General features: G+C 70.1%; 29 protein-coding genes and 1 tRNA gene. 17 read left to right on the top strand and 13 right to left on the bottom strand.

Annotation, left to right across the window (positions count from 1 at the left end):
* The first annotated feature begins 4 nt into the window (after positions 1 to 4).
* Positions 5 to 457: a hypothetical protein gene (locus tag D8670_RS01190; protein ID WP_121816266.1), complete on the top strand. Its 453-nt coding sequence runs from the start codon at positions 5 to 7 to the stop codon at positions 455 to 457.
* 11 nt (positions 458 to 468) lie between these two features.
* Here D8670_RS01190 and D8670_RS01185 read toward each other — a convergent pair whose 3' ends face one another.
* Positions 469 to 780, bottom strand: a complete 312-nt coding sequence (locus tag D8670_RS01185; RefSeq protein ID WP_121816265.1) for a nucleoside triphosphate pyrophosphohydrolase — start codon at positions 778 to 780, stop codon at positions 469 to 471.
* A gap of 160 nt (positions 781 to 940) precedes the next feature.
* On the opposite strand from D8670_RS01185, the gene D8670_RS01180 reads away from it, so the two are divergent.
* Positions 941 to 1,273 carry a DUF8106 domain-containing protein gene (locus D8670_RS01180; protein WP_121816264.1) on the top strand — a complete coding sequence of 111 codons (333 nt, stop codon included), beginning with the start codon at positions 941 to 943 and terminating at the stop codon, positions 1,271 to 1,273.
* A gap of 127 nt (positions 1,274 to 1,400) precedes the next feature.
* On the opposite strand, the gene sucD is transcribed toward D8670_RS01180, so the two are convergent.
* The 3 genes from sucD to D8670_RS01165 all read right to left on the bottom strand — a co-directional run bounded on the left by sucD (position 1,401) and on the right by D8670_RS01165 (position 4,267).
* Positions 1,401 to 2,270 carry a succinate--CoA ligase subunit alpha gene (sucD, locus tag D8670_RS01175; RefSeq protein WP_121816263.1) on the bottom strand — a complete coding sequence of 290 codons (870 nt, stop codon included), beginning with the start codon at positions 2,268 to 2,270 and terminating at the stop codon, positions 1,401 to 1,403.
* Positions 2,267 to 3,415 (bottom strand): ADP-forming succinate--CoA ligase subunit beta, encoded by a 1,149-nt coding sequence (gene sucC, locus D8670_RS01170; protein ID WP_121816262.1) that lies wholly within the window; start codon positions 3,413 to 3,415, stop codon positions 2,267 to 2,269. Before sucC ends, sucD begins: the two co-directional genes overlap by 4 nt.
* Positions 3,416 to 3,931: 516 nt before the next feature.
* Positions 3,932 to 4,267 (bottom strand): DUF8152 family protein, encoded by a 336-nt coding sequence (locus D8670_RS01165; RefSeq protein WP_233752173.1) that lies wholly within the window; start codon positions 4,265 to 4,267, stop codon positions 3,932 to 3,934.
* Between the two features lie 117 nt (positions 4,268 to 4,384).
* Here D8670_RS01165 and D8670_RS01160 point away from each other — a divergent pair, with 117 nt between their 5' ends.
* Positions 4,385 to 5,338, top strand: a complete 954-nt coding sequence (locus D8670_RS01160) for a TIGR03557 family F420-dependent LLM class oxidoreductase (protein ID WP_121816261.1) — start codon at positions 4,385 to 4,387, stop codon at positions 5,336 to 5,338.
* A gap of 4 nt (positions 5,339 to 5,342) precedes the next feature.
* Here the strand turns inward: D8670_RS01160 and D8670_RS01155 are convergent, their stop codons facing one another.
* Together D8670_RS01155 and D8670_RS01150 are read right to left on the bottom strand one after the other, a co-directional pair.
* Complete coding sequence (locus tag D8670_RS01155) at positions 5,343 to 6,128, bottom strand: acetoacetate decarboxylase family protein (RefSeq protein WP_121816260.1); 786 nt, start codon at positions 6,126 to 6,128, stop codon at positions 5,343 to 5,345.
* Between the two features lie 100 nt (positions 6,129 to 6,228).
* On the bottom strand, positions 6,229 to 7,407 hold the full coding sequence (locus tag D8670_RS01150; protein WP_121816259.1) for an AI-2E family transporter: 1,179 nt from the start codon (positions 7,405 to 7,407) through the stop codon (positions 6,229 to 6,231).
* A 144-nt stretch (positions 7,408 to 7,551) separates the two neighbouring features.
* Between D8670_RS01150 and D8670_RS01145 the strand changes: the two genes are divergently transcribed.
* Together D8670_RS01145 and D8670_RS01140 are read left to right on the top strand one after the other, a co-directional pair.
* Positions 7,552 to 7,743 carry a DUF5786 family protein gene (locus tag D8670_RS01145; RefSeq protein WP_121816258.1) on the top strand — a complete coding sequence of 64 codons (192 nt, stop codon included), beginning with the start codon at positions 7,552 to 7,554 and terminating at the stop codon, positions 7,741 to 7,743.
* A 169-nt stretch (positions 7,744 to 7,912) separates the two neighbouring features.
* Positions 7,913 to 8,284, top strand: a complete 372-nt coding sequence (locus D8670_RS01140; RefSeq protein ID WP_121816257.1) for a hypothetical protein — start codon at positions 7,913 to 7,915, stop codon at positions 8,282 to 8,284.
* Between the two features lie 74 nt (positions 8,285 to 8,358).
* Here D8670_RS01140 and D8670_RS01135 read toward each other — a convergent pair.
* Positions 8,359 to 8,433 (bottom strand) — tRNA-Glu (locus tag D8670_RS01135).
* 85 nt (positions 8,434 to 8,518) lie between these two features.
* A complete protein-coding gene (locus D8670_RS01130; RefSeq protein ID WP_121816256.1) occupies positions 8,519 to 11,275 on the bottom strand; it encodes a M14 family zinc carboxypeptidase in 2,757 nt (918 codons plus the stop codon).
* 107 nt (positions 11,276 to 11,382) lie between these two features.
* Between D8670_RS01130 and D8670_RS01125 the strand changes: the two genes are divergently transcribed.
* From D8670_RS01125 to hflX, 4 genes are all read left to right on the top strand, one after another.
* A complete protein-coding gene (locus D8670_RS01125) occupies positions 11,383 to 12,114 on the top strand; it encodes a fumarylacetoacetate hydrolase family protein (RefSeq protein WP_121816255.1) in 732 nt (243 codons plus the stop codon).
* Positions 12,115 to 12,232: 118 nt separating this feature from the next.
* The gene (locus D8670_RS01120; RefSeq protein ID WP_121816254.1) at positions 12,233 to 12,772 is read left to right on the top strand and encodes a gluconate 2-dehydrogenase subunit 3 family protein; all 540 of its coding nucleotides are present in this window, start codon (positions 12,233 to 12,235) and stop codon (positions 12,770 to 12,772) included.
* Positions 12,769 to 14,385 carry a GMC family oxidoreductase gene (locus tag D8670_RS01115; protein ID WP_121816253.1) on the top strand — a complete coding sequence of 539 codons (1,617 nt, stop codon included), beginning with the start codon at positions 12,769 to 12,771 and terminating at the stop codon, positions 14,383 to 14,385. Before D8670_RS01120 ends, D8670_RS01115 begins: the two co-directional genes overlap by 4 nt.
* A 238-nt stretch (positions 14,386 to 14,623) precedes the next feature.
* Entirely contained in the window at positions 14,624 to 15,895 is a 1,272-nt protein-coding gene (gene hflX / locus D8670_RS01110; protein WP_121816295.1) for a GTPase HflX, read from the top strand.
* 44 nt (positions 15,896 to 15,939) lie between these two features.
* Here hflX and D8670_RS01105 read toward each other — a convergent pair whose 3' ends face one another.
* Positions 15,940 to 16,707 carry a hypothetical protein gene (locus tag D8670_RS01105; protein WP_121816252.1) on the bottom strand — a complete coding sequence of 256 codons (768 nt, stop codon included), beginning with the start codon at positions 16,705 to 16,707 and terminating at the stop codon, positions 15,940 to 15,942.
* A gap of 172 nt (positions 16,708 to 16,879) precedes the next feature.
* Positions 16,880 to 17,536, bottom strand: a complete 657-nt coding sequence (locus D8670_RS01100; RefSeq protein ID WP_121816251.1) for a hypothetical protein — start codon at positions 17,534 to 17,536, stop codon at positions 16,880 to 16,882.
* A 222-nt stretch (positions 17,537 to 17,758) separates the two neighbouring features.
* Between D8670_RS01100 and hisC the strand changes: the two genes are divergently transcribed.
* The 6 genes from hisC (at position 17,759) to D8670_RS01070 (ending at position 21,699) form a co-directional block, all read left to right on the top strand.
* Entirely contained in the window at positions 17,759 to 18,880 is a 1,122-nt protein-coding gene (gene hisC, locus D8670_RS01095) for a histidinol-phosphate transaminase (protein WP_121816250.1), read from the top strand.
* Entirely contained in the window at positions 18,877 to 19,383 is a 507-nt protein-coding gene (locus tag D8670_RS01090; RefSeq protein WP_121816249.1) for an adenylate kinase family protein, read from the top strand. Before hisC ends, D8670_RS01090 begins: the two co-directional genes overlap by 4 nt.
* A complete protein-coding gene (locus tag D8670_RS01085; protein ID WP_121816248.1) occupies positions 19,380 to 19,988 on the top strand; it encodes a CDP-alcohol phosphatidyltransferase family protein in 609 nt (202 codons plus the stop codon). The genes D8670_RS01090 and D8670_RS01085 overlap by 4 nt, the downstream gene beginning before the upstream one ends.
* Positions 19,989 to 20,035: 47 nt before the next feature.
* Positions 20,036 to 20,575 (top strand): multiprotein bridging factor aMBF1, encoded by a 540-nt coding sequence (locus tag D8670_RS01080; protein WP_121816247.1) that lies wholly within the window; start codon positions 20,036 to 20,038, stop codon positions 20,573 to 20,575.
* 78 nt (positions 20,576 to 20,653) lie between these two features.
* Positions 20,654 to 21,298: a triose-phosphate isomerase gene (gene tpiA, locus D8670_RS01075; protein WP_121816246.1), complete on the top strand. Its 645-nt coding sequence runs from the start codon at positions 20,654 to 20,656 to the stop codon at positions 21,296 to 21,298.
* A gap of 32 nt (positions 21,299 to 21,330) precedes the next feature.
* On the top strand, positions 21,331 to 21,699 hold the full coding sequence (locus D8670_RS01070) for a DUF8159 domain-containing protein (RefSeq protein ID WP_121816245.1): 369 nt from the start codon (positions 21,331 to 21,333) through the stop codon (positions 21,697 to 21,699).
* On the opposite strand, the gene D8670_RS01065 is transcribed toward D8670_RS01070, so the two are convergent.
* Positions 21,700 to 22,086 carry a DUF8048 family protein gene (locus D8670_RS01065; RefSeq protein WP_121816244.1) on the bottom strand — a complete coding sequence of 129 codons (387 nt, stop codon included), beginning with the start codon at positions 22,084 to 22,086 and terminating at the stop codon, positions 21,700 to 21,702.
* Positions 22,087 to 22,155: 69 nt separating this feature from the next.
* Positions 22,156 to 22,455, bottom strand: a complete 300-nt coding sequence (locus D8670_RS01060) for a PadR family transcriptional regulator (RefSeq protein ID WP_121816294.1) — start codon at positions 22,453 to 22,455, stop codon at positions 22,156 to 22,158.
* 201 nt (positions 22,456 to 22,656) lie between these two features.
* Between D8670_RS01060 and D8670_RS01055 the strand changes: the two genes are divergently transcribed.
* Positions 22,657 to 23,259, top strand: coding sequence for a toll/interleukin-1 receptor domain-containing protein (locus tag D8670_RS01055; protein WP_121816243.1), 603 nt, complete (start codon positions 22,657 to 22,659; stop codon positions 23,257 to 23,259).
* Here the strand turns inward: D8670_RS01055 and D8670_RS21440 are convergent.
* On the bottom strand, positions 23,256 to 23,963 hold the full coding sequence (locus D8670_RS21440; RefSeq protein WP_162994110.1) for a J domain-containing protein: 708 nt from the start codon (positions 23,961 to 23,963) through the stop codon (positions 23,256 to 23,258). The genes D8670_RS01055 and D8670_RS21440 overlap by 4 nt on opposite strands.
* 196 nt (positions 23,964 to 24,159) lie before the next feature.
* On the opposite strand from D8670_RS21440, the gene D8670_RS01045 reads away from it, so the two are divergent.
* Positions 24,160 to 26,451: a heavy metal translocating P-type ATPase gene (locus D8670_RS01045; protein ID WP_121816241.1), complete on the top strand. Its 2,292-nt coding sequence runs from the start codon at positions 24,160 to 24,162 to the stop codon at positions 26,449 to 26,451.
* The last annotated feature ends 2 nt before the right edge of the window (positions 26,452 to 26,453 follow it).

Here is a 26,453-nt window from a genome sequence, read left to right as displayed (position 1 = left end):
CGGCGTGTTCGACCGCGAGGCCCTCCTCCTCGGACTCGTTCCGCCAGCGGCGCTCGCCCTGATCGGGGTGACGGTCAGGCTCCCCGAACCGCTCGGCGTCGTCGGCGTCCTCTCCCTCCTGCTCGGCGGCCCGGCCGGGGGCTACGTCGCCGGGACTCTTGCGGCGGGGGACCGCCGTCGACGCGCCGTCCACGGCCTCGTCTGCGGGGCCCTCGTGGGCCTTCCGCTCGGGGGTACGCTCGTCTACGCCATCCACGAGAGCGAAGCGCCCCGCCACACGGCCGTCTGGTGGATCCACTACGCCGTCGCGACGACCACCCCGCCGTCGGTCGTCGTCGCGTACGGCTACTACATCCTGGCGGGCATCGGCGTCGCCGCCGCGCTCTGGTACGCCCTCGGGGCCGCGGCGGCGGCCGGCGCGACGGGCGACCGCGGACCGGCGCTCAACGTCGAGTAGCCGGCCGCCGCTCACTCCACGCGCTCGAGGACGATTCGCTCTTCGAACCGTCCCCGTTCCTCGGCTTTCTCGACCCGGATCGCCTCCAGTTCCTCGGCCGAGACGCCCGCCAGTTCGCGGAGCGCGTGGACCGCTTCCAGCACGTCGGCCAGTTCCTCGACGCCGCCGTCCTCGCGGTACTCCCGCACCTCCTCGTCGAGCTTCTCGCGCAGTCGCCGCTCGTACTCGTCCTCGTCGGCGACGTGGACGCGGGGGCGTTCGCCGTCGGCCTCGATTATCTCGGGGATCCGGTCGCGGACGAGTTTGTCGTACTCGCGTGCCATGGCGGGGAAACGCGAGGCGCCGTGTTGAAACCTCCTGACACAGACACGCCCGGACACGCCCGTCGCCAAGCCTCCGTAGAGGCGACGCTGGCGGCCCCTACCGCGCGACTAACGCACTGGGGCGCGAAGGTTATCCCTCTCACGCCCCTATCGTCGGGTAATGACTACCGTCACTGCCCGAACTCCCGATGCCGACGCACTGCCGCGACTAAAAGCGACGCTGTTCTGCCCCTCGTGCGACCACGAGAGCCCCGTCGAGGGCGACTGGCGGCTCCGCTCCCACGGCGACCGAACGGCGTACGTCTGCCCGAACTGCGAGACGACCGTCACCGAGCGCCCGGCGCCGGCGGACGCACCCACGGTCGCCGCGTCTTCGAGCGCCCGTGCAGCGAGGGCGTGGGGTCGCCTGCTGACCTCGCCGATCCGAGCGTGGGGCGCGAGCCTCGCCGTCGGTCTGACCGGCGACGACGAGCCGACGAACGGGTGCGCCTGACGGCGCTCGCGACTGCTTCTCGACGCCGGTCGTTCCTCATCCCTCTCGTTGTCCTCTCGGGGAACGCCTCGAAACGCGCGAAAACGGAGTTACCGCGCCGTAGAAAAGGCGGAACTGCGCCGTCCGCTCAGAGCAGGTCTTCGATGTGGTCGGCGACCTCTTCGGGCGTGTCGCCGACGGGGACGCCCGCGTCGTTGAGGGCGTTGATCTTCGACTCGGCGGTGCCGGTGCCGCTGCCGGAGACGATAGCGCCGGCGTGGCCCATGCGCTTGCCCGGCGGCGCGGTGCGGCCGGCGATGAAGCCGGCGACCGGCGTGTCCATGTACTCGCCGATGTACTTCGCGGCCTCCTCCTCGTCCTCGCCGCCGATCTCGCCGCACATGACGACGGCCTCGGTGTCCTCGTCGGCCTCGAACAGTTCGAGCGCGTCGACGAAGTCCGTGCCGATGATCGGGTCGCCGCCGATGCCGATGGCGGTGGTCTGGCCCATGCCGCGGTCGTTGAGGGTGTCGACGACCTGGTAGGTGAGGGTGCCGGACCGGGAGACGAGACCGACGTTGCCCGAGGAGAAGATGTTGCCGGGCAGGATGCCGAGTTTCGCCTCGCCGGGCGTGATGATGCCGGGGCAGTTCGGCCCGATGAGACGGGTGTCGACCTCGCCGAGGCGCTTGTTCACGCGGGCCATGTCCTGGGTCGGGATGCCCTCGGTGATGGCGACCGCGAGGTCGATCGGCGCGTCGAGCGCCTCGAAGACGGCGTCGCCGGCGAACGCCGGCGGGACGAAGATGACCGACGCGTCGGCGTCCTCCTCGCGGGCGGCCCGCTCGACGGTGTCGTAGACGGGCACGCCGTGGACCTCCTGGCCGCCCTTGCCGGGGACGGCGCCGGCCACGACGTTGGTGCCGTACTCGATCATCTGCTCGGCGTGGAACTTGCCCTCCCCGCCGGTGATGCCCTGCACGATGACTCGGGTGTCGTCGTCGACTAGAACACTCATGCTTCCACCTCCTCAGCGTACTCGACGGCACGCTGAACCGCGTCTTCCAGAGTCTCCTCGACCGTGACGAGGTCCTCGTTCAGGATCTCGAGGCCCTCCTCCCAGTTGGTGCCCGCCAGCCGCACGACGACGGGCTTGGGGATCTCGTCGAACTGCTCCAGGGCCTGGTTGATGCCGTTCGCGACCTCGTCGCCGCGGGTGATCCCGCCGAAGATGTTGAACACGACGCTGTCGACGTTGTCGTCGGAGAACACCATGTCCAGGGCGTTGGCGATGCGGTCGGCCTTCGCGCCGCCGCCGACGTCGAGGAAGTTGGCGGGCGAACCGCCGTAGTAGTCGACCAGATCGAGCGTCGTCATCACGAGGCCTGCGCCGTTGCCGATGATGCCGACGTTGCCGTCGAGGCGGACGTAGTCGAAGCCGTACTCGTCGGCCTTCTGTTCGAGGTCGTCGCCGCCCGCGGACTCGTCTTCCATCTCCGCGAGCTCGGGCTGGCGGAAGAGCGCGTCCTCGTCGATGTTCATCACGGCGTCGGCCGCGATGACCTCGTCGTCGGCCGTGACCATCAGCGGGTTGATCTCCGCGTCGGCGCCGTCCTTGTCGTCCCAGAGCGTGTACAGCGTCTGCAGGACGCTCGCGACGTCATTGGCGATGGCGCGGTCGACGCCCGCCTCGTAGACGGCCTTCCGGGCCTGATAGGGGTGCATGCCGAACGCGGGGTCGACGTGCTCGCGGACGATCGCGTCGGGGTCCTCCTCGGCGACCTCCTCGATGTTGACGCCGCCGCGGGTCGACACCATCGCCACGGGCTTGCCCTCGCCGCGGTCCATGGTGACGCCGACGTACAGCTCGTTGGTGAAGTCGACGGCCTCCTCGACCAGCACGCGGTCGACGTGGAAGCCCTTGAGGTCCATCCCGAGGATGTCCTCGGCGGCCTCGCGGGCCTCGTCCTCGTCCTCCGCGAGCTTGATGCCGCCGGCTTTGCCGCGTCCGCCGACCTGTACCTGCGCCTTCACCGCGACGGGGTAGCCGATCTCCTCGGCAGCGGCCAGGACCTCGTCGACGCTCTCCGCGAGTTCGGATGCGGGCGTCGGGATCCCGGCGTCGGCGAAGACCTGCTTCGCCTGATACTCGTGCAGTTTCATACACCAAAACAGCGTTCCCGCCGCCGCTTAAATCCCGACGGTTCGGACCGCCGAGCCGTGATACCAAAGAACAGGATCGCCCCCGCCGCGCCGCGCTCACTGAACGCGTTGCCTGTGTCCGCAGTTCTCGCACTCGTAGAGGCCCCGGACGACCGTCGCCCCGGAATTGACGGGGGCCCATTGGCTGTCGTCGCCGATCCAGTCGCTCACCTGATGGCAGTTCTCGCATTCCATGCTTGCTTCCCCCTCCGCTGCGCGTGCCAACTATTGGCACAGCACGTAAGAAGGTTTCCTGTCCGGTCAGACGCGAGTGTAATCAGGCCGGAAGGTAGGAGGAACGCCGACGTGACGAGAGTATCGGCGGCAGGGGGTCTTCAGTACAAACGAGGTCCTCCGTCACTCAGAGGGAGGACATGATCGCGAACGTCGCCGCCACGCCGAGGACGGACCGCCGGGTACATGAAACTCGCCACCTCGGCGAGGACGCCGATGCCGCCGCCGAACGTCGATTGGAAGCTACTCGCCGAGGATCCGGTCGGTGAGCCGCTCGGCCTCGTCGACGTGCTCGTCGGCCTCCTCGTTCCCGGTGTCCTCCACCTCGGCGAGGAGGTCCCGGACGTGGCCGACCCGCTTGTCGACGACCGCCTCCGACGCGGCCGCGCCGACGAGGTCCTCGGCGACGGCCTCGGCCTCGCCGATCCACCGGCCGGCGTCCCGGTCGATCGGTAGCTCCGCGGTCGCGGCCAGTTCGGCGTGCAGGGACTCGATCAGGGAGTCCGGGTCCCCGTCGGCGTCCGCGCTCGCGTCCGGTCCGTCGTCTCCCATCTCGTTCGGGTCCTTGTCGTCGGTCACGGCGACTCCTACGGGCGCGTCCGCCGAGGGCGTTTCGCCTGTCCGGGCGTTTTCATAACCGACGACGCAACTGCCGCTTAACCCGCTCCGCGTGGAACGGCGGACGGATGATACCCTATGCCTGAATTCGGATTCGCACTGTCGAGCGAACTGCACGGGCCGAACGAACTGGTCGAGTACGCCGGCCGCGCCGAGGAACTCGGCTTCGACTACCTGACGATCTCGGACCACTTCCACCCCTGGATCAGCGCGCAGGGCGAGAGCCCGTTCGTCTGGGGGACGCTGGGCGGCGTCGCGCAGGAGATAGACGACATCCCGATCGCGACGGGCGTCACCGCGCCGATCATGCGCATCCACCCGGCGATCGTCGCGCAGGCGGCGGCGACGGCGGCGACGATGCTCCCCGGCGAGTTCTCGCTCGGCGTCGGCACCGGCGAGAACCTGAACGAGCACGTCCTCGGCGACCACTGGGCCGAGCACGAGGTCCGCCTGGAGATGCTGGAGGAGGCCGTCGAGGTGATCCGGAAGCTCTGGACGGGCGAGAACGTCAGCCACCACGGGAAGCACTACGACGTCGAGAACGCCCGGGTGTACACCCTGCCCGACGAGACCCCGGACATCCCCGTCTCGGCGTACGGCCCGAAGTCGGCTGAGTCCGCTGCAGAGATCGGCGACGGACTCGTCACCGTCGGTCCGCAGGAGGAGGTCGTCGAGACCTACGAGGACGCGGGCGGCGACGGGCCCCGGTACGCCCAGATGACCGTCTCCTATGCCGAGACGGAGGACGAGGCCGTCGAGGCCGCCTACGAGCGCTGGCCGACCACGGCGCTGACGGGCGATCTCAACACCGAACTGGCGACGCCGAAGCACTTCGAGCAGGCCTGCGAGATGATCGAGCCCGAGGACATCCGCGAGGGGAGCACCCCGACCGACCCCGACCCGGACACTCACGTCGAGAACGTCGAGGAGTTCGTCGACGCCGGCTTCGAGCGCGTCACGCTCCACCAGGTCGCCCCCGACGTGGAGGGGTTCCTCGAGTTCTACGCCGAGGACGTGATGCCCTCGTTCTGACCGCTCAGAGCGGCCGGCGCTCGCCGGGGTAGAACTGCGCCGACAGGTCGTCCCCGTACAGCCGGCCGACCGACCAGCGCCGCAGACGGAGGTCCCGGAGGTGGTCGGCGCGCTCGTGCTCGCCGAGCGTCACCGACGCTTGCTGGCTGAGCGGCCGGACCGCGAGGGGCCCGGAGAGGTCAGCCCGGGTCCGCACGAGGTCTCCGTCGAGCGCCGAGTAACTGTGCAGCGTCGCGCTCCGCTCGCGGCCGGACGCCGCGCCGACTTCGAGCGAGAGGATCCGCTCGCCGCCCTCCGACACGGTCGTGCGTCGGCCGCCGTCGACCGCCCGGATCTCCACGTCGGCGACCTCCTTCGGGTACCCCCAGATCTCCCTGCCGAGCGCGACCGACGCCGCCGTCGTCACGGGCAGGTACGACACGTACCCGCCGATCGAGCGGTCGACCAGTCGGGAGAGCGCACCGCTGAGTGCCGTTCCATCGGTACCGGTCCGTTCGTGCTCCCCAGCTTCGGCCACCGGGACGATCACGCCGAACTCCTCGTAGGGACCCACGTCGGTCCGGCGGTACTCGATCGCCGCGAACGCCACCACGCCGGTCCGCGGCGCGATCCGGATCGGCGAGAGCCGGTCCGACGGCAGTCGCGCTCGCAGGCGCTCGTACGACGCCGGAAACAGGGCGCCGGCCATCGAGAACTCCACGAAGAGCGGAAGCTCGACCTCGTCGCCCGTCGAGAGCGTGACGGTCCGCTCGTCCCCGCCCGAACGTCCGACCGCGTCGCTCCCGTCCATGATCGTCCTTCCGGGTCGAGCCACTAAATCCTGCCCCGCTCCCGGACCGCCGCGGGTGCGCGGGACAGTTCGACGGCCGGTGACCGCGGCCCGCCCGAGGTCAGCTCTCGTCCTCCGAACCGTCGCCTTCGCCGTCGTAGGCCTCGTCGCTCGCCGCGTCGGGGTCGGAGCCGACGGACTCCCCCATCTCCAGGTCGGGCCTGACCGGCTCGCCGTGAACGAGTTCGGGGAGGACGATCCGCACCGCCTCCAGCATCAGGACGAACAGTATCGGGAGGAAGAAGAAGCCGTACCAGCCGAACAGGATGGGGCCGAGGAGGTAGGCGAACATCAGCACCAACACGTCGAGCTGGCGGCCCGTGATGTACGGCTGCAGGAACGTCTGCGGCAGCAGGTCGAGGACGAGGACGTACACCGCGAGCGCGCCGCCGACGAACGGCAGGTGGTCGCCGCCCCCCTGCACCGCCTGCAGTCCGAGATACGCGACGACCGGCAGGTAGATCACCTTCCCCACCACGATCGGGATCAGGCTGGCGACGCCGGTCAGAAAGCCGAGGACGAAGACCATGGGGACGCGAAGCCCCGACGGCGAAAGCACGTTCGTTCCCCAGTAGGCGGCAGTCGCGACGACCGACATGGAGAGGACGAACAGGAAGTTCCCGAAGAAGACGGATTCGAGGTCCTTGTCGACGGCCGCGGCGTACGCGTACGCCGTGCTGTCGGCCCCGCCGAACAGGTCCCGCAGGCCGTCGGAGAGCGCGTCGTCGTTCTTCAGGAGGAAAAAGGAGAGCGTCACCGAGAGCGACAGCAGCAGCAGGGTTCCGAAGACGGCGGAGAACACCTGTCGCCCCGCCCTGAGGATCCGAGGGACCGTCTCGCGCGGGTTCTGCAGGATTTCGCTGGGGTTTTCGACGGCCGCGAGCAGCGTCTCGCGCTCGTACCCCGCCATCGACTGCAACTGTGCGCCCAGCAGCGGGACCTGCTCCGGCGACCCGAACCAGGCCTGCGCCTGCTGGAACGTCCGGACACCGGCGTACCCGAGCATGATCAGGATCGGACCGAGCACCAGCAGGAGCGTCAGCCACGCCGCGAGGCCGTCCCTGTCGATGACCGCTTTGAGCCGCTGATAGACCGGCCGCGTGGCGTAGTAGCCGAAGACGCCCAGCGCGATCAGCCCGACGAACGAGTAGGCGATGAACGCCGCGGCGGCGGCGAGCGCGAGGACGAACAGCCACCATCCGAGACGTGCGCGGTCGACCTGCGGTCTGAAGTCTCCCATCGGTCCGTACGTACTACGTCCCCGGTGAAACGGTTGGGCCACCGCCCCCCGTATTCCCGTCGACGTTCGGACCGCGCTCCCCGGACGCGTCGCCGAACTGAGACGGGCGAAGAGACTAAGTGTGTTTACCGACTCTTCTACAACATGGGTTTTGGTAGCTACGATGAGTCCGAGCAACAGCAACAGGAAGTAAACACAGACTCCGAAGAGGAAGGCGTCGACGTTCATCAGAACACTCACGAAGGGGAAGTGGAGTTCGAAACGGGCTCGACCGACGACCTTCTCGACCACCTCGAAGACATCAAAGAGAGCCAGGAGACCGAAGAAGAGGAATAACGCTCGGCGGCTGCCACCGGCTTTTCGCTTACTTTCTCTCGACACGAGTCCCCACGCCCGAACTGCCAGCGAACCGTTTTCGTCCGCCGCCGCCAGCCCGCGGCGCGTCGCTCCGTCCCCGCTCCTACGACCAGTACCTTTTTGCTCGCCCTGCCGAGTCGGTACCGCAATGACCGAACCGGCGCTGCGGGAGGACGGCGGTATCACCGTCGTGAAGCTGTACGAGACCTCCCGCGAGACCGAGACGGTGGGGTCGATCCCGGAGGCGATCGAGGCCGTCAGGGCCGCCCGCTCGTCCGACACCGTCTGCGAGAAGATCGTCACCCGCGACGACACGGTCGTGTACAGCTCCGACCGAAACGGCGACATCGACGACTGGGCGGCGGAGTGGCGCACGCAGAAGCGCCGGCTGTCGGCGTCGTCCGAGCCGGTTCACCAGTGCCCGTACCAGAACCCCGGCTGCACGGACGAGGAGCCCTGCGTCCAGTGCCAGATGGACGCGCAGGCGGAGCGATACAGCGAGATGGCGGAGGATCGGTAGGGTCGCGGTCGGCGTCCTTTATCGTAGTCGTCGCTTGCGCCGTACGCGTCGCTCGCAGGTTGCATCGACAGAGATGCTCCGTCTGGGATTTGAACCCAGGTCATCGGCTCGAAAGGCCGAAATGATTGGCCGGACTACACCAACGGAGCGCATTCGGTGATTCCGGGCTAAGTAACTTAACGCTTCCGTTCCGAAGTCGCCGCCTCGGGCGATTTGGTGGACGATACCGAGGGCTCAGGCGTCGCTCCACGGCACCTCGTGGCCGACGGCGTTGGCGAGAACTGTCAGTCCGAAGGTGGTCACCGCGTGGTCGGCCAGCCCGAACGGGTGGAGGTACTCCTGGGTCGCCGGGGGAAGGAGGCTGCCGACGACCTGGACCCGCCCGTCGCCCAGGCTGGCGATCGTCGCCGCGGAACCGTTCCGGGCCGCGACGCTGCCGCCGGCGGCCTCGAACGCGTCGGCGTCGACGCCCCACAGCGGCACGGGGCTCTGGACGAGGTAGCCGAGCGTCGGAGAGTGCCACAGTTCCCGCTGAACGGGGCGGGTCGCGGCGAGCAGCGGGTGGTCGTCTGACTCCCGTTCGACCGCCGCGAGGGGGCGCGTTATCTCCTGTACGTCATCGGGGGCGATCGCGTCGGCGCCGGCGACCGACAGCGCGCCGAGGAGGCCCACGCTGGCGTCCGTGAGGACGAGCGTGCCGCCGGCCGCGACGTAGTCGTCCAGCGCGCTCGCGTACTCGGCGTCGTCGGCGCCCTCGTCGTGGTTCACGACGAGCGAGTCAGCGACGGGGTCGCCGCCGTCGACGAGCCCGCCGTTCCGGATATCGTCGCGGGCCAGCGAGGCGACGTCGCCGTTCGTCAGGTCGTCGGCGTACGCGTCGAAGAACGCGAGCGGCGACACCTCGTAGGGACGCTGGCGGTAGCCGAGGGCGCTCTCCGGGTCGGGGGAGCGACCGTCGGCGACGACGCCGGTGAGCCGGACCGTCACCGCGCCGGGCACCGTCGACCGTCGGTTCGACATCTGCAGGCTCCACTCGCCGCCGGCCGGCTCGGGGAGTACCCAGTTCTCACCCGCGAGTCCGGCCCCGCCCGCCGACGCTCGCGCGAGGGTCCCATCGGGGCCGTAGAGCCGGGCGTCCGCGGCAGTCGCGCCGGCGGGCGCGGCGTTGACGGAGACCGAGTGGAGGTCGGCCGGCAGGTCGAACGAGGTCGTCGCCGCGCCGTCGGGGTCGAGCGGGACGGTCCGCTCGCGCTCGACCAGTTCGGTAGCCGGAGCCTCCGGCTCGGCGTCCGCGGTGCCGAAGGGGAGGTCGTCCGCCCGCCGGGCGAGCGACGGGGCCTCGATGTAGGCCGTCGTCGCGCCGCCGCCGTCGACGCTCTGGGCGCTCCCGCCGTCGGCTGCGTGTCGGGCGGCCGTCGCGATCACCTCCAGGAACCCGGTGACGTGGAGGTCGAGGAGCGCGGGATAGGCCTCGCGCGTCCGCTCGAAGCTGTTGTCGAACGCCATCTCGAACGCCATCGCCGTCGCGCCCAGCCCGCCCAGTTCCGTCGGATGGCTCGCCCAGGTCGCGAGCCCGCCGGAAGTGGTGTAGCCGATGGTGTCGGCGACGGTGCCGTACTCGTAGGCCCGTTCGGGCACGCTCGCACCGCCCGCGTCGCTGTTCTCGGCAATACGTTCGAGAGCGTCGGCGTGCTCGTCCAGCAGCGGCCCGAGCGTCGCCGTCAGGGCGTCGTCGACCGCCTCGTTCAGCGCCGTCAGGTCGGCGGCCTCCGCGGGCGGTCGCTCGCCGTTCATCACGAGGCCCTTCACCATCGCCTCGGACGCGTACATCCCGTGGAGGTCGAACAGGTACGAGACGCTCTCGTAGCCCCGGAGCGCCTCGACGACGGCGAGCGAATCCGGCACGGTCTCTCGGTACTCCTCGCCCACGTCGGGGTCCGCTCCCAGTGCCGCCTCGCCCCCGTGAGCCCCGGTCGACGGGTCGACGCCGTCCGCGACGAGACCCGTCCCGTCGCCGTCGTCCGCGAGGTCCGTCCCGTCCGGCTCCGCGGGGTGGTACTGCGGGTTGACGTACCCGACGGTCGGGTACTGCCGGTTGGGGTCGACGCCGCTGCCCGTGGCCCGGCGGAACGTGCTGTACGGGGACGGGTTCCCGCGGAGTTCGGCCCACGGCGCCCGCGACGCCCACCCGTCCGGGTTGGGGAAGAGAAACAGGAGCGCGAGGTCGTCGAGCAGCGGGGCGACCGTCTCATCGTCGTCTTCGAGGACGTCCTCGATCAGCCGCAGCGCCGCCTCGGCACCCGAGCGCTCGTCGCCGTGGATCGAACAGACGAACGCGATCGTCTCGCGCTCGGCGAGCGCGGCCTCGTCCCGGACGCCGGCCGTCAGCTCAGCCACCGTGACCGACCGCGACCGGACCGCGTCGTCCAGGGCGTCGGCGACGCCGGGAGACGGCCCGAGCGCCCGCACGCGGAGGCGGTCCGGGTGCCGGTGTTCGAGCAGGTCGAGGCCGTCAGCGGCCTGCTCGACGCCGATGAAGTCGACGGCGTCGTCCGTCGACGGGAAGACGCCGTCGGGGTACTCGCCGAGGATCCAGAACGGGTTCGACCCCGTGGCGTACCGCAGGGTCGCGGCGCCGTCGACCGACCGAACCTCGTCGACCTGCTGTCTGGTCAGTTCGGCGTACGCGGCGACCGCGCCGTCGGTCAGGGTCCTGAACTCGGCGTCGACTTCGGTGACGGCGTCCAGCGCCGCCTCGTCGTCGAGTTCGATTAGCGTCGGTATCGTCGTCTCGGGTCGCGCGCGCTCGTACACGAACTCGAACGCCCGGGTCGTCGTCGGGCCGCCCTGCGTCATCGCCGGATCGATCCGATCGGAGCGACGCGCGCCGGTCGCCGGGAGCAGCGAGAGCGCGCCGACGCCGGCGGTCGCTCGGAGGAACTGCCGCCGACCGACGCCGCCGGCCGGCGAGCGGGGACTGTCTCGGTCCATTACGGTCGCGGATTTCGCCGCCGCCGACCATATTTTTTCCACCGGGGGCGCGAAAACACGGTGCGGCCACCGCAAGCTCTTAGCCCCCGTCGCTCGACGGAGGGACCGTGAAACGCGTGCGATTCCGCGACCCGGCCGGGTCCGTCCGGACCGGCGAGTGGACCGACGACGGCGTCGCCTTCGGCGGGCAAACGTACGACCGGGACGAGGTCGACGTCCTGCCGCCGAGCGAGCCGACGAAGATCGTCTGTATCGGCCGCAACTACGCGAAACACGCCGAAGAGCGCGACGAGGAGGTCCCGGACCGCCCGCTGCTGTTCCTGAAGCCGCCGAACGCGCTCGCCGGCCACGGCGACACCGTCACGCTGCCGGCGGGGAAAGAGACCGTCGAGCACGAGGCTGAGCTAGCGGTCGTCGTCGGCGAGCAGTGTCGGAACGTCGCCGAGGAGGAAGCGGAGGACGTCATCGCGGGCTACACCTGCTTCGACGACGTCTCGAACCGCGACGACCAGCGGCGGGAGCAGAACTGGGTCCGCGGGAAGGCGTTCGACAACGCCGCGCCGATGGGGCCGGTGCTCGCGACGCCGGACGAGGTGCCCGACGACGCCAGCGTCGAACTGCGCGTCAACGGCGAGACGCGCCAGGACTCGTCGATCGAGCATCTCATCTTCTCGATCCCCGAACTGATCGCCGAGATCACGACGTACATGACGCTGGAGCCGGGCGACGTTATCGCCACCGGCACGCCGGAGGGCGTCGGCCCCGTCGAGGACGGCGACCGCGTCGAGGTGGAGATCGAGGGCGTCGGCACGCTGGATCACGGCGTCCGTGAGCCCTGAGGTGGTCCGCCCGTCGGTCGACCGCAGAGAGGAAGGTCGATCGGCGCGGCCGCCGCGCGGTCGATCTCCGGGGCGAACGACAACTCCTAAGTTTTAGGTATGCCTAAGCCGGGTGAACATGGAGCTTTCGCGACGCGACGCGCTCGCCGCGCTGGCCTCCGGCGGCGTCGTGGCCGGGGTCGGTGCGGCGGGCCTCCGGCGCTCGCTCGCCGACGCGCCCGACGACGGGGTCGACCTGACACCGGGGCGCGAGCGCGACCTCCTCGTCGCCGTCGCTCGGGTCGTCTACCCCTCCGAAGTCGACGGTGTCCGCGAGTTTGTCGAGACGTACGTCGCCGGCCGCGCCGACGATCGAGAGGGCTACCGGGCGGCGATGCGGGAGGCGCTGGCCGCGGTCGATGACCGCGCCCGCGAGTGGCGCGACGCCAACTTCCTCGCGCTCGACGCCGCCGAGCGCGACGCACACCTCCGCGAGATGGGAGTCGACGCGGCGGACCCGGACCCCGAGGGAACCGACGCCGAGCGGATCCGCTACTACGTCGTGAACGAACTGCTCTACGCGCTGTACACCTCGCCGACGGGGGGCGAACTCGTCGGCATCGAGAACCCGCAGGGCCACCCCGGCGGCACCGAGTCGTACCAGCGGGGGCCGCGATGAGCGGGTCCGCCGGCGCGGACGGCATCGACCGGACTCCCTCCGAGCGCGTCGACGTCTGCGTCGTCGGCGCGGGACCGGCCGGCGCGCTGGTCGCGCACCGCCTCGCTGCGGGCGGCCACGACGTGGTCGTCCTCGAAGCGGGCGAGCGCTTCGACCCCGCCGACCGACTGGAGCGCATGGAGCGGTCGATCCGACCCGGCCACGACCATCTGGACGTGTGGGACATGGGCGGGGAGCGCGACGCCTACAGCAACGCGGGCGACCGGTTCTACCCCCTCAACAGCGCCCGGGTGAAAGGCGTCGGCGGGTCGACGAACCACTGGCAGGGCATGGTGATGCGCCTGCACGAGGGGGACTTCGAACTCGAATCGCGGACCGGCGTCGGCGCGGACTGGCCCATCGACTACGAGGACCTGCGGCCGTACTACGCCGACGCGGAGGCCGAACTCGGCGTCGCCGGCGCCGACGACAACCCGTTCGCGCCGCCGCGCGAGGAGCCGTTCCCCATGCCCGCCTTCCGCCCGTCCTACAGCGACTCGCTGTTCGCCGAGGCCTGCGAGGAACTCGGCGTCGCCATGCACTCCGTCCCCAACGCGCGCAACTCCGAGCCGTACGACGGCCGCGGGGAGTGCGTCGGCTTCGGCACCTGCAAGCCGGTCTGCCCCTCCGGCGCGAAGTACAGCGCCGACGTCCACGTGCGCAAGGCCGAGAGCGAGGGCGCGCGCGTGATCGACCGCGCGCCGGTGCAGCGGCTCGTCCACGACGCGGACGGCGAACGCGTCGAGGCCGCCGTCTACGCGACGCCGGACGGCCGCGAGCACCGGCAGGAGGCGCGGCAGTTCGTCCTCGCCGCGGGGGGCGTGGAGACACCGCGCCTGCTCCTGCTCTCCGCGTCCGAGCAGTACCCCGACGGCCTCGCGAACTCCAGCGGCCTCGTCGGCCGGTACTTCATGGACCACCTGTTCGCCGGGATGGGCGGGACGATCGACGAGCCGACCCGGCAGAACCACGTCGGCTTCATCACCAGCGAGTCCCACCAGTTCTACGACGACGCCGACGCCGAGGTTGGGAGCTTCAAGCTCGAGTTCCTCAACTACGCCGGGCCCTCCCCCGTCGAGACGGCGCTGTCGAGCGACGAGTGGGGCGACGCCCTGCTCGACGACCTCCGCGGCGCGTACGGGAACCACGTCGCGATGGGCGCGCTCGCCGGACAGCTCCCCCGCGAGGAGAACCGTATCACGCTCGACCCCTCGACCACCGACGACCACGGCAACCCCGTCCCGCAGATCCACTGGTCGCTCGACGAGCGGACGAAGCGGACGCTGGAGCGCGCGAACGAGATCCAGCGCGAGATACTGACGGAACTCGGCGTCGACATCCAGTGGTCCGTCGGGCCCGAAAACACCGGCCCGGCGTTTCACCACATGGGGACGACGCGGATGGGCACCGATCCGGCCGCGAGCGTCGTGAACCCCCGCCTCCGGACGCACGACCTCGCCAACCTCTGGGTCCCCTCCAGCAGCGCCTTCGTCACCGGCGGCGCGCTGAACCCGACGCTGACCATCGCCGCGCTGGCGCTGAAGGCGGCCGACCACGTCGACGCGGAGCTTTGAGAACGGATCGCATACCTCCCCAACGGATTTGACGAGGGCCGTCGTGGGTCCCCCACGGCCGATGATCATCTCTCCCCGTTTCTGACCGGCGCCCGCCCTGCGGACGACGATCGGTCGCTCGATGACCGCGTCGCGGCCGCGCACCGCCGGTTCCGTCTTCGTCGCCGCCGTTCGCTCGACTGACGTTGCCGGGGGCGTCGCACCGTTCTCGAACCGACAGCGACAGCAACGATACTCCATGACACGACAAGCGATAGTGGCGAAACGCGTCGACGACGGACCGGCGGACACGACAGAGATGCGCGGCCTCGCCGAGGCGGCGGGGTACGAGGTGGTCAGCGAGGTGACGCAGCGCCGCCCGGAAGATCCCGGCACACACTTCGGCGACGGGAAAGTCGCGGAACTGCGCGACCGCGTCGCCGAGCGCGGCGCGGACGCGGTCCTCGTCGATGGCGACCTCACGCCCAGGCAGTCGACCGCACTGGTCGAGGCGCTCCCGGCGGACACGCGGGTCGCGGACCGCCGCCGCGTCGTGCTGGACATCTTCGCCGAGCGGGCGGCGACGCGGCGCGCGAAGCTCCAGGTCGAACTCGCGACGCTCCGGTACGAACTGCCCCGGGTCGAGGCGGAGGGCGACCCCGAACCGCTCAATCTCGCCGCGGAGAAGGGGACTCGGCTCAACGACGTCCGGACCCGCATCGACCGGGTGAAGCGGAAGCTGGACGACCTCGCGGACGACGCCGCGAAGCGCCGCAGGGAACGCCGCGAGCAGGGGTTCTCGCTGGTCGCGCTCGCCGGGTACACGAACGCTGGCAAGTCGACGCTGCTGCACCGGCTCGCCGACGACCTCTCGGCCGATGCGGTCGACCCGGCTCACGACGACCTGGATGCGACGGCGTCCGTGGAGGACCGGCTGTTCGAGACGCTGGAGACGACGACGCGGCGCGCGGCGCTCGACGGCCGCCGCGCGCTGGTCACGGACACCGTCGGCCTCATCGACGACCTCCCGCACGACCTCGTGGAGTCGTTCCACGGGACGCTCTCCGAGACGTATCACGCCGACGCCGTCGTGCTCGTGGTCGACGTGAGCGCGCCGCTCGACCGGTTCCGAGACCGAGTCGAGACCTGCCGGCGAGTCCACGACGGGCGCGTCGAGGGGACGATCGTTCCGGCCTTGAACAAGGTCGATCTGGTGGACGACGACGCCCTCGTCGAGCGGCGCGCGGTCCTCGCCGACAACTGGCGGGACCCCGTCGCCGTTAGCGCGCTGGCGGGGACCGGGCTGGACGTCTTGACCGAGCGCGTCGCGGCTGAACTCCCTGCGGAGCGATGTGAACTCGCGGTGCCGAACTGCGGCGAGGCCATGAGCCTGGTCTCGTGGCTGTACGACTGCGCGAGCGTCGAGACCGTCGACTACGGGGGCGACCGCGTCCGGATCGCGTTCACCGGGCGAACGGAGGTCGTCGAACGGGCGCGGGCGAGGGCCGACGACGTGGCCGGGTCGGTCTAACGGCCGTTGCCGCGGCCCCGGCCGTTGCCGCGATCGCGTCCGTTTCAGTGGCCGTCACCGTTCCTCTCTCCGTTGCTGTTCCCACGGCCGTTACCGCTCCCCCGTTCGTTGCTGTTCCCGGGATCGTTACCGCCCCCGCGGCCGTGCCCGCTCTCACCGCTTCGATCGGTGTTCTCACCGTCGCCGCCACTTCCTCGACCGCGCCCGCGTCCGCCACCGCTCTCGTTCTCACGATTCTGGTCACCGCCGTCTCCTCCATCGCTCCCGCCACAACCGTCGCAGAGCCGGCCGTTGTTGAACGCGCCCAGTCGGTCCTTGAGCGGCTCACCGTCTCCGCAGTCGTTCGTCCACGTCCGAACGGGGTCGTAGTTCTCCGGGTCGTCGAGGTAACCCCACCCCTCCGTCTCCGATTCGACGCATCCGAGCCAGTTGATCGCCTTGTCGAGCGTTCCCTCGTCTATGTCGGAGGCTGCTTCCTTGCAGACTGCGCCGTCCTCGTACAGGATAGCGCCCTTGCTCAGGACCGCGGCGATGACCTGTTTGGCCATGATGAGGGCCTTGTCGCCCCGCGGCGGCGTATTCAGAATCGACAACGCTTCGTCGACGTCGATCGCCTTGCTCCCGCGGGCGACTAAGATCTGTGATCGGACCTGCTCCGCGACACCGGGATGGTTCTTCCAGTACCCTATCGTCCGCGGGCAGTCGAGCGTCGCCGCCGCGGTCCCGCTGAACCCCGCGACGCCGACCGTCGCCGCGCCCGTCGCCGCGGCACCGCGTCGGAGCACGTCGCGTCTGGTTAGGTCGTTCGTCATCTCGAAAATACGTTAGTAAAGCAACTATTTCGTTATGACACGTGTTCGCGGTCGGTAGGAGCCGTATTCCGGCGACTCCATCGTCTCCTCTAGAGGGAGAACGACCGCGCGACGAACTGCGGCACTGCTGAAGACGCGGCAGCACGACGAAAAATCCGGGCCGCACCCTCTGCTACTCCTTCGCGTCGCCCCCGACCGCCGGCGGCCACCGCGGCGGGTCCGGCGGGCGCCAGCGGTCGTCACCGTCCGACACGCTTTCGGCAGTTCCGTCGTACTCGGACCCGCACCCGTCGCAGTGTCGGCCCTCGTTGAAGGCCCGGAGGTCCTCGAGGATCGGTTCGCCGTCGACGCCGCGGTCGTCACGCCACCCGTAGGTGTACGCGTACTCCTCGGGTGCGGCGAGGTAGTCCCACCCGTCCGCGCAGGCGCCGTCGGAGCAGTCGAGCCACGAGATCGCCGCCTGGACCGTCTCTCTGATCTCGTCGGCCGCGTCCGCGCAGTCGCCGCCCTCTCCGGTCCGGATGGCCGCGACGTTCGCCTGCGCGGCGACGACCTCCCGGGCGAGCAACACCGCCTTGTCCGCGCCGTGGTCCTCGCCGAGGAGTTCCCATGCGACGTCGCTGTCGTAGCTGTCGTCGCTCCGGTCGAGTCGGAACCCGTCGCGGGATCGGTGAAACGCATGGTAGTTGTCGCGCCACTCGTCGACTGTCCGAGGGCAGTCGAGCGACGCCGCGGCGGTGCCGGAGAGGCCCGCCGCGCCCGTCACCACTGCGCCGGTCGCGACGGCGCCGCGGCGGAGCAGCGTCCGTCTCGTTACGTCGTCGGTCATCTCTGTCCTAACCGTCTCCCCGAGATCACTTCGTAATGATATCTATTCTGAAACCCCGTCCGCCGTAGTGACCGCCTGCGCCCGTTTCAGGCGGCGTATACCGGAGCGGTCGTCCCCGCGACCGGCGGCCACACGGCCCGACGAGCCACCGCTCGGTGCACGGTGGGGGTCCGTTCGCGCTCCTTGAGCAATCTTAAGACCCGTCACGCACTTGCCTCGTCTATGCAACCACGCGACCTGTCGGACCACGTCCCGTACGAGGCGGGGCGCGGCATCGAGGAAGTCGCCCGCGAGCTCGGTCGCGACCCCGAAGAGTTCGTCAAGCTCGCGTCGAACGAGAACCCGCTCGGGCCGAGTCCGGCGGCGAGCGAGGCCGTCCGCGGGACGGCCGGCGGCGTCAACGCCTACCCGACGGCGGCTCACACCGACCTCACCGCCGCCGTCGCCGACGCCTGGGACGTGGCCGACGTGCAGGTGTGGCTGGGGAACGGGGGCGACGGCGCGCTCGACTACCTGGCCCGCGCGACGCTGGAACCGGGCGACGAGGTGCTCGTGCCCGACCCCGGCTTCTCCTACTACGCGATGAGCGCCCGCTACCACCACGGCCGCGTGAACGAGTACCCGCTCTCGGCCGACGACGACTTCGCGATGGACGCCGACGTCGTCCTCGACGCCTACGACGGCGAGCGCGTCGTCTACGTCACCTCGCCGCACAACCCGACCGGGCAGGTGATGAGCCTCGACGAGATCGAGCGCATCGCCGCCGAAACCGACGAGGAGACGCTGGTCGTCGTCGACGAGGCGTACGGCGAGTACGCCGCCGAGCCCTCCGCCGTCTCGCTGGTCGGCGGGGCCGCCAGCAAGGAGGCGGGCCTCTCGGACGCCACGGAAGACCGCGAGACCCGCGACGACGTGGCCGTCCTGCGGACGTTCTCGAAGGCGTACGGCCTCGCCGGCGTCCGCCTCGGCTACGCCGTCGTCCCCGCGGACTGGGCCGACGCCTACGCCCGCGTGAACACGCCGTTCGCCGCGAGCGAGATCGCCTGCCGCGCGGGTATCGCCGCGATGGGCGACCGCGAACACGTCGCGGAGTCCGTCGAGACCGCCCGCTGGGCGCGCGAGTACATGCGCGACCACGTTGACGCGCCGGTGCTCCCGAGCGCCGGCAACTTCGTGCTGGTGCGGGTCGGCGACGGCACCGAGGTGTACGAGGCGCTGAAGCGCCGCGGCGTCATCGTCCGCGACACGTCGAGCTACGGCCTGCCCGAGTGGGTTCGCGTCACCTGCGGCACGCGCGAGGAGACCCGCACCGCCGTGAGCGAACTGAACGAGGTGCTCGCATGAGAGTCACCGTCACCGGCACGCCCGGCACGGGCAAGACGACCGCGACCGACCGCCTCGACACCGACCTCGACGTGGTCCACCTCAACGAGGTCGTCCGCGAGGAGGAACTGTACGACGAGGTCGACGAGGAGCGCGACAGCGTGATCGCCGACGTCGGGGCCGTCGAGGAGTGGCTGGGCGACCGGGAGGACCTGATCCTGGACTCCCACCTCGCCCATCACCTCGACAGCGACCGGGTCGTCGTCCTGCGCTGTCACCCCGAGGAGCTCGAACGCCGCCTCCGCGAGCGCGGCGAGTCCGAAGCCAAAGCCGAGGAGAACGCCGAGAGCGAGGCGCTCGACGTGATACTCACGGAGGCCGTCGAGGGCCACGGGACGGACGCGGTGTACGAGATCGACACGACCGACCGCGACCCCGACGCGGTGGCCGACGAGATCGAGGCCGTCGTCGCGGGCGAGCGCGAACCGAGCGCGGGCACCGTCTCCTTCATCGACTACCTATGACGCTCGACCAGCTCCGGCCGTACGTGAGCGGCTTCCTCGACCCGTGGGTGAACGCCGCCGACCGCGTCGGCCTCACGCCAAACGGCGTCAGCGCCGTCGCGGGCCTCGTCGCCGCCGGCGCGGGCGTCGCATACTACCTCGCCGGCGCGGACCCGGTCTGGTACGCGATCGGGTCGACGCTGGTGGTGCTGAACGGGTGGTTCGACGTGATCGACGGGGCGCTCGCCCGGAAGCAGGGGGTCCAGTCCGAGGCCGGCGACCTGCTCGACCACGTCCTCGACCGGTACGCCGACATCGTCATCATCGCCGGCGTCGCGGCCGGCGTCGAGCGGTACGCCCTCGGCCTCGCCGCGGTCACGGGCGTCCTGATGACCTCCTACCTCGGCACCCAGGCGCAGGCGGTCGGCCTCGACCGGCTGTACGCGGGGCTGGTCGGCCGTGCGGACCGGCTGGTCATCATCGCTGCGGTCGGCTACGTCGCCTATTTCGTCGACGCGACGCTGTACGGCCTGTCGCTGCCGGGGTGGCTACTGGCCTTCCTCGCGGTCGTCGGCCACCTCACCGCGTTCCAGCGGTTCTCCGAGGCGTGGGGCCGGCTCTCCTGACCCCCGCCGTCGCATCATTTATACAGCGGCGTGATAAACGACTGAGTATGGTTCAGTGCGAGATGTGCGGCGCCGAGACTTCCTCTCCGAAGAAAGTGAAAGTCGAAGGCGCCGAACTCGACGTCTGCGACAACTGCTCGGACTTCGGGACCGAAGTCAAGACCCAGTCGTCGAGCGACGCCTCGACGAAGTACTCCACGGGCTCCTCGGGGTCGTCGAGTTCCGCCTCCGGCGGGACGAGCACGACCGCGTCGGCCGGTTCCTCCGGCGGCGGCCGCTCCGGCGGGCGTTCGGACATGTTCGACGACATGGACGAACTCGCGCAGGACTACGACGACCGCATCCGGCGCGCCCGCGAGAACGAGGGGCTCTCTCAGGCCGACCTCGCGAACGAACTCAACGAGAAAGCGAGCCTGATCCGCAAGATAGAGCGCGGCGACACCCTCCCCAGCGACGACCTGCAGGACAAGCTGGAGCGGTACTTCGACATCAGCCTCACCGGCGAGGGCGGCGAGAGCGGCGAGTGGGAAGGCGGCTCCTCCACCGGCGAGTACACGCTCGGCGACGTCGTCAAGCGCAAGGACTGATACCGGCGCCCCTCTGGGGTTCCGGCGATTTCGGCGGTTCTCGGAACCTATTTGTCCCGCGGTGGACGCGGTATTCGTATGTTCGTTCTGGTCAACCTGAAGGCGTACCCCTGCGACCCGGTCGCGGTCGCGGAGGCCGCGGCGGAGGTAAACGACACCACGGACGCCGAGATAGCGATCGCGCCGCAGGCGGCGCACCTCCCGGCCGTCGCCGAAACGGGTGTAGAGACCTGGGCCCAGCACGTGAGCCCGGTCGAGCACGGGAGCCACACCGGTAGCGCGCTCGCCGAAGCGGCGGCCGACGCCGGCGCGACGGGCACCCTGCTCAACCACTCGGAGAACCGCCTGAAGCTGGCGGACGTCGACGGGTCGCTCGACGCGGCCGAGCGCGTCGGCTTCGACACCTGCGTCTGCGCGAACAACCCGGACCAGGTGGCCGCCGCAGCGGCGCTCGGGCCGGACTCCGTCGCCGTCGAACCGCCGGAGCTCATCGGGACGGGGACGCCGGTCAGCAAGGCCGACCCCGACATCGTCAGCGACGCGGTCGAGGCGGCCGCCGCCGTCGACGAGGACGTCGACGTGTACTGCGGCGCGGGTATCTCCACCGGCGAGGACCTCGTCGCCGCGCGCGAGCTCGGCGCGGACGGCGTCCTGCTGGCCAGCGGCGTCGCCAAGGCGGACGACCCCGCCGCGGCGCTGGAAGACCTCGTGGAGCCGTTGTGAAGGTATAACACCCCCGGAGCCCAAGTCGACCCATGACCGAATCCGAGGCCGACGACGAGGAACGGCCCTTCGAGGAGCGACTCGAAGACCGTCTGATGGGACAGGGCGTCTACCTCACGAACCTGACCGAGTCCGACGGCGAACTCACCATCGAGTACGAGTCGATCGCCGCCGCGGACGGCTTCCCGAAGCGGCAGGTCGGTCGCGTCCTCCAGATGGTCTGGGACGCGAGGGAGGAGCACGGCGACGCCGTCAGCGTGGACGCGACGGTCACCGACACGGACGGCGAGGTGATCGGGACGTGGCGCGCCGAGGACGAGTGGGTCGAGCGCCTCCGCGACGACGAGCTAACGCAGACCGAGTTCTCGGGGAAGGTGCTCGACACGACCGAGGAAAAGTAGCTATTCCTTCAGCAGTACCATCGCGACGTCGTCGTCGAGTTTTCCGAGGTCCGCGTCCTCGCGGCCCGCCGCCGCGTCGCGGACGGCGTCGTCGTGGACGGCGAGCAGCGCCTCGAACTCCTCGTCGCTCAGCCCGTGTGCCGTCGCGAACTGCCGCCAGATGCGGCGCGGTAGAGCGACGTAGTACGCGTCCCCGTCGGCGAACAGGAGCGGGTCCTCCCGGAGCGTCTTCCGCCACTCGTAGACGAGCCCGTCGATGCCGGGGTTGTCCCGCATCCCCGCCTGATGGCGCTCGACGAGGTCGCGCAGTTCCTCCGGCGAGCGGTCGGTCGACGCCGCGGCGCTGGCCACGCTGTCGTCGTCGAAGAAGCTGTCGCGGTCGGTCACGCCCCTCCGTTGGCGCTGGCCGTACTCGTGTTTAACCGTTGCGGCGCGGCCTGCCGGAGGGCCGTCCCGCTACGAAATCGTCGCCGATTCGGAGTCCGCTTCGAGGTACTGCTGCTCCCAGTCGCGCCGGGCCTCGATCTCCCGTTTCCCCCGCTGGGTGAGCGCGTAGTAGTTCGTCCGCCGGTCGAGTTCCCCCTTCTCGACGAGCCCCTTGTCGACGAGGGTGTCGAGGTTCGGATACAACCGACCGTGATGTATCTCGGTCTCGTAGTACTTTTCCAGTTCTTCTTTGATCGCGAGTCCGTGTGGGTCGTCGAGCCCAGCGATCACTGTCAGTAGGTCCCGCTGGAACCCTGTTAGATCGTGCATCGTTCCCCCCATCCTACTGTAATATCACAGTCGGCATAAACGTATGGGGGCACCCCCGGAATTGCTACGCAGCGGAGACACGTCGAACCAGTCGTCAGACACGACGGCGACGGGCGGATCCCGCCGCGACCGGCCCTCGTCGCCCGCCGGCGCGAGGCGTCGCATGAAACAGTTAAGACCCGACCGTACCAGGGAGCGTACATGAGCGACGAGCGAGTGTTCGTCTCGCACGCGCCGGGGGACGTGGACGTCGTCGAATCGCTGTTCCGGTCGGTCCGGAACTTCCCGTTCGACGTCCACGTCGCGGCGGAGGAGGTGGAACCGGGCCGGAGCAGGGAGCACCTGAAGGGGCGACTGAACGAGTGCGACGTCATGGTCGTCGTCGTGACTGAGGCGGCCGCCTCGAACCAGTGGATCAACCAGGAGATCGGATACGCGGTCGCGCGCGGCGTGCCGATCGTCCCGGTGTTCGAGCGACAGGCGGACATCGGGGGCTATCTCCGGGGGATAGACGGCGTGGAACTCGACCGGGAGAACATGGACGCGACGGTGTTCAACCTGCTCTCGCGGCTCCGGTCGGAGCTGGCGCCGCTCGGCTCGCTGTCGACGCCGAAGTGGTACGTCCGGTTCCCCTGCAACGCCGGGGACTGCGGCGCGCCGGTGACGCTGACGATAGACCAGCGCCAGAAGGAACTGTGGCGGCTTCACGACCACGGCAGGACGATCCACGCCGACTGCGGGGACTGCGGCGCGCGGTACCACTTCGACCCCGCGACGATGGGGTTCCTCCAGCGTGAGGACTAGTCCGTGAGCCGGTCGTAGGCCCGCTTGACGCGCTTGAACTCCGCTCGGCTCCCGTCAGCGCGGTCCGGGTGGACCCGCTTCACCTTCTCCAGGTACGCGTCCCGTATCGCCTCCTCGTCGGCGTCGCCGTCGACCGCGAGCGTGGCGTAGGCCTCGGACCGACGCATCCGGACGCTCCTGACCACGCCGTCGTCGAGGCCCTCGTCCTTGCAGTCGGGGCAGAACGCCTGGGTGCGGCCGTCGACCGTCTCGACCTGGAACAGTTCGACGCTGAACGACTCCCGGCACTGGTCGCAGTCGTTCCGGACCGCTGCTGTCTCGCCGCCGACGGTATCCCCGGCCTGGGCCGCGTCGCCGGCGTCACCGGTGCCGTTCCGCGCGCTGCTCTCGCCGCCGCCCGCGGCGGTCGAGCCGCCCCGTCCCGGAACGTGGCGCTCGCAGTCGTCGCAGCAGAGGACGGACGTGCCGTCGGACAGCGTCACCTCCGACAGCGACTCCAGCCGGTGCTCGGCGCCGCAGCCGTCGCAGGCGCGGCGGCGCTGGTCGAGTTCGGCCTGCTTCTCCGCGGCGGTCTCGGCGAACTCCCTGCACTCGGGACAGCAGACCGCGGTGTAGCCGTCGGGCATCGTGACCGAGTACAGGTCGTCGACGGGGAGCGTCCGGCCGCAGCCCTCGCACCCTCGTCTGTCGTCGGTCACAGCCATCACGCGACGGGTAGTATGTCTTGACATATATGTCTTGTACGTGTGGCGTCTCGGCGGATCGGCGGCCGGGCGGCGTCGCTTCGACCGAATTCGTGGCGGTTTAATAATCAATACCGGCTCTTTTATTAGCAAATACGATTTAGCCGCCGTTTCGTAACAGCGTAGTTAATAAACGTCGGTCGCCTACCGACGGACGATGAGTCACCACGACCACGGCGGGGGTGGCGCGGCCGACGGCCGCGAGTCCCTCTCCCTGTCGGTCCCCGAGATGGACTGCCCCTCCTGCGCGTCCAAGGTCGAGGGAAGCGTCGCCGACGTGCCGGGTGTCGACGCCGTCGAACCCAACCCCACGGCGGGAAAGCTCAGCATCGAGTACGACGCGGGCGCGACCGACGCGGCGGACGTGATCGCCGCCGTCGAGCGCGCCGGCTACGAGGTCGTCTCGGGCGGTCCCCGAGAGGTCGAGGACGACCCGCAGTCCGTTTGGCGGAGCCCGCGGGCGCTGAAGACCGGCGTCGCCGGCGTCTTCCTCGCGCTCGCGCTGGTCGTCCGGTGGGTCCTCCCCGGGGCGAACGCGACGCTCCTGACGGCGCTCGGTCAGGAGTGGGTCGTCGTCGACGCGCTCCTGCTGGGTTGCGTCGTCGCCGGCGGGCAGGTCATCGTCCGGAACGGCTACTACTCGGCGCGGAACCGGAGCCTCGACATCGACTTCCTGATGACGGCCGCGGTGCTCGCCGCGACGGGGCTGACGCTGTTCGTCCCCGGCGAGAACCTGCTCGTCGAGGCGGCGTCGCTCGCCGTCCTGTTCAACCTCGCCGAGCTGCTCGAACGCTACTCTGTGACGCGGGCGCGGCGCTCGCTGGAAGAGCTGTTCGAACTCGCGCCCGAGACGGCGGTCGTCCGCCGGGACGGCGAACTCGAGGAGGTCCCGGTCGACGCCGTGTCCGTCGGCGAGACGGTCGTCGTCGAACCCGGCGAGAAGGTGCCGCTCGACGGCGCCGTGACCGAGGGCGAAAGCGCCGTCAACGAGGCCCCGATCACCGGCGAGAGCGTCCCGGTCGACAAGACGCCGGGCGCGGAGGTGTACGCCGGGACGATCAACCAGCAGGGCTACCTCGAAGTCGAGGTCACCGCGGCGTCGGCCGACAGCACCATCGCACGCATCATCGACCTCGTCGAGGGGGCACAGGAGAACCGCACGGAGCGCGAGCAGTTCGTCGACCGCTTCGCGGGCTACTACACGCCGGTCGTCACCGCGGCCGCGATCCTGACCGCGACGATCCCGCCGCTGCTGGGCTACTACTGGGTGGACTGGGTGGTGCGCGGCATCGCCCTGCTCGTCATCGCCTGTCCCTGCGCGTTCGTCATCTCGACGCCCGTCTCCGTCGTCTCAGGCGTCACGAGCGCGGCGCGCAACGGCGTCCTGATCAAGGGCGGCGACCACCTGGAGACGATGGGCGAGGTCGACGCCGTCGCGCTGGACAAGACCGGGACGCTCACGACCGGTGAACTCGCCGTCACCGACGTCGTCCCGCTCGGCGACAACGACGCGGAGAGCGTCCTCGCCTGCGCCCGCGGCGTCGAGCGCCGGAGCGAGCACCCCATCGGCGACGCCATCGTCGAGCGGGCCGACGAGACCGTCACCGGCGAGGCCGACGTGTCCGACTTCGAGGCCATCACCGGGAAGGGCGTCCGCGCCGACCTCGACGGCACGACCCACTACGCCGGCAAGCCCGCCTTCTTCGAGGAGCTGGGGTTCGATCTGGACCACGTCCACTTCGCGACCGATGGTGGGACGGTGGTGGGCGAGCCCCGACAGCAGTGCGACCGACAGGGCTGTCTCGACCTGCTCGATGAGACCATCCCGCGCCTCCAGTCCGAGGGGAAGACGGTGATCCTCGTCGGGACCGAGGACGCGCTGGAGGGCGTCGTCGCCGTCGCCGACACGGTGCGCGAGGACGCGAAGCGGGCCGTCGAGCGGCTGAAAGATGCCGGCGTCGAACCCGTCATGCTCACGGGCGACAACGAGGGCACCGCCCGCGCCATCGCGGAGTCGGTCGGCATCGAGCGCTACGAGGCGGAACTGCTCCCCGACGAGAAGGTCGACGCGGTCTCCCGCCTCCGCGAGGAGTACGGCACCGTCGCGATGGTCGGCGACGGCATCAACGACGCGCCCGCCCTCGCCACGGCGGACGTCGGGATCGCCATGGGCGCGGCGGGCACCGACACCGCCATCGAGACGGCCGACATCGCGCTGATGGCCGACGACCTCTCGAAGCTGCCGTACCTCGTCGACCTCTCCCGGACCGCCAACGGCGTCATCCGGCAGAACATCTGGGCCAGCCTCGGCGTGAAGGCCCTGCTCGCCGTCGGCATCCCGCTCGGGTACGTCTCGCTGGTCGTCGCGGTGCTGGCCGGCGACGTCGGGATGACGACGGCCGTCACCGGCAACGCGATGCGGCTGGCGCGGATCCGGCCGGAGGAGTGAGC

This window comes from Halostella limicola (genome assembly GCF_003675875.1).
In the GTDB taxonomy this organism is placed as follows: domain Archaea; phylum Halobacteriota; class Halobacteria; order Halobacteriales; family Natronoarchaeaceae; genus Halostella; species Halostella limicola.
The sequence above is the reverse complement of the archived record's forward strand: the minus strand, read 5'-3'. Positions and strand labels throughout refer to the sequence as shown.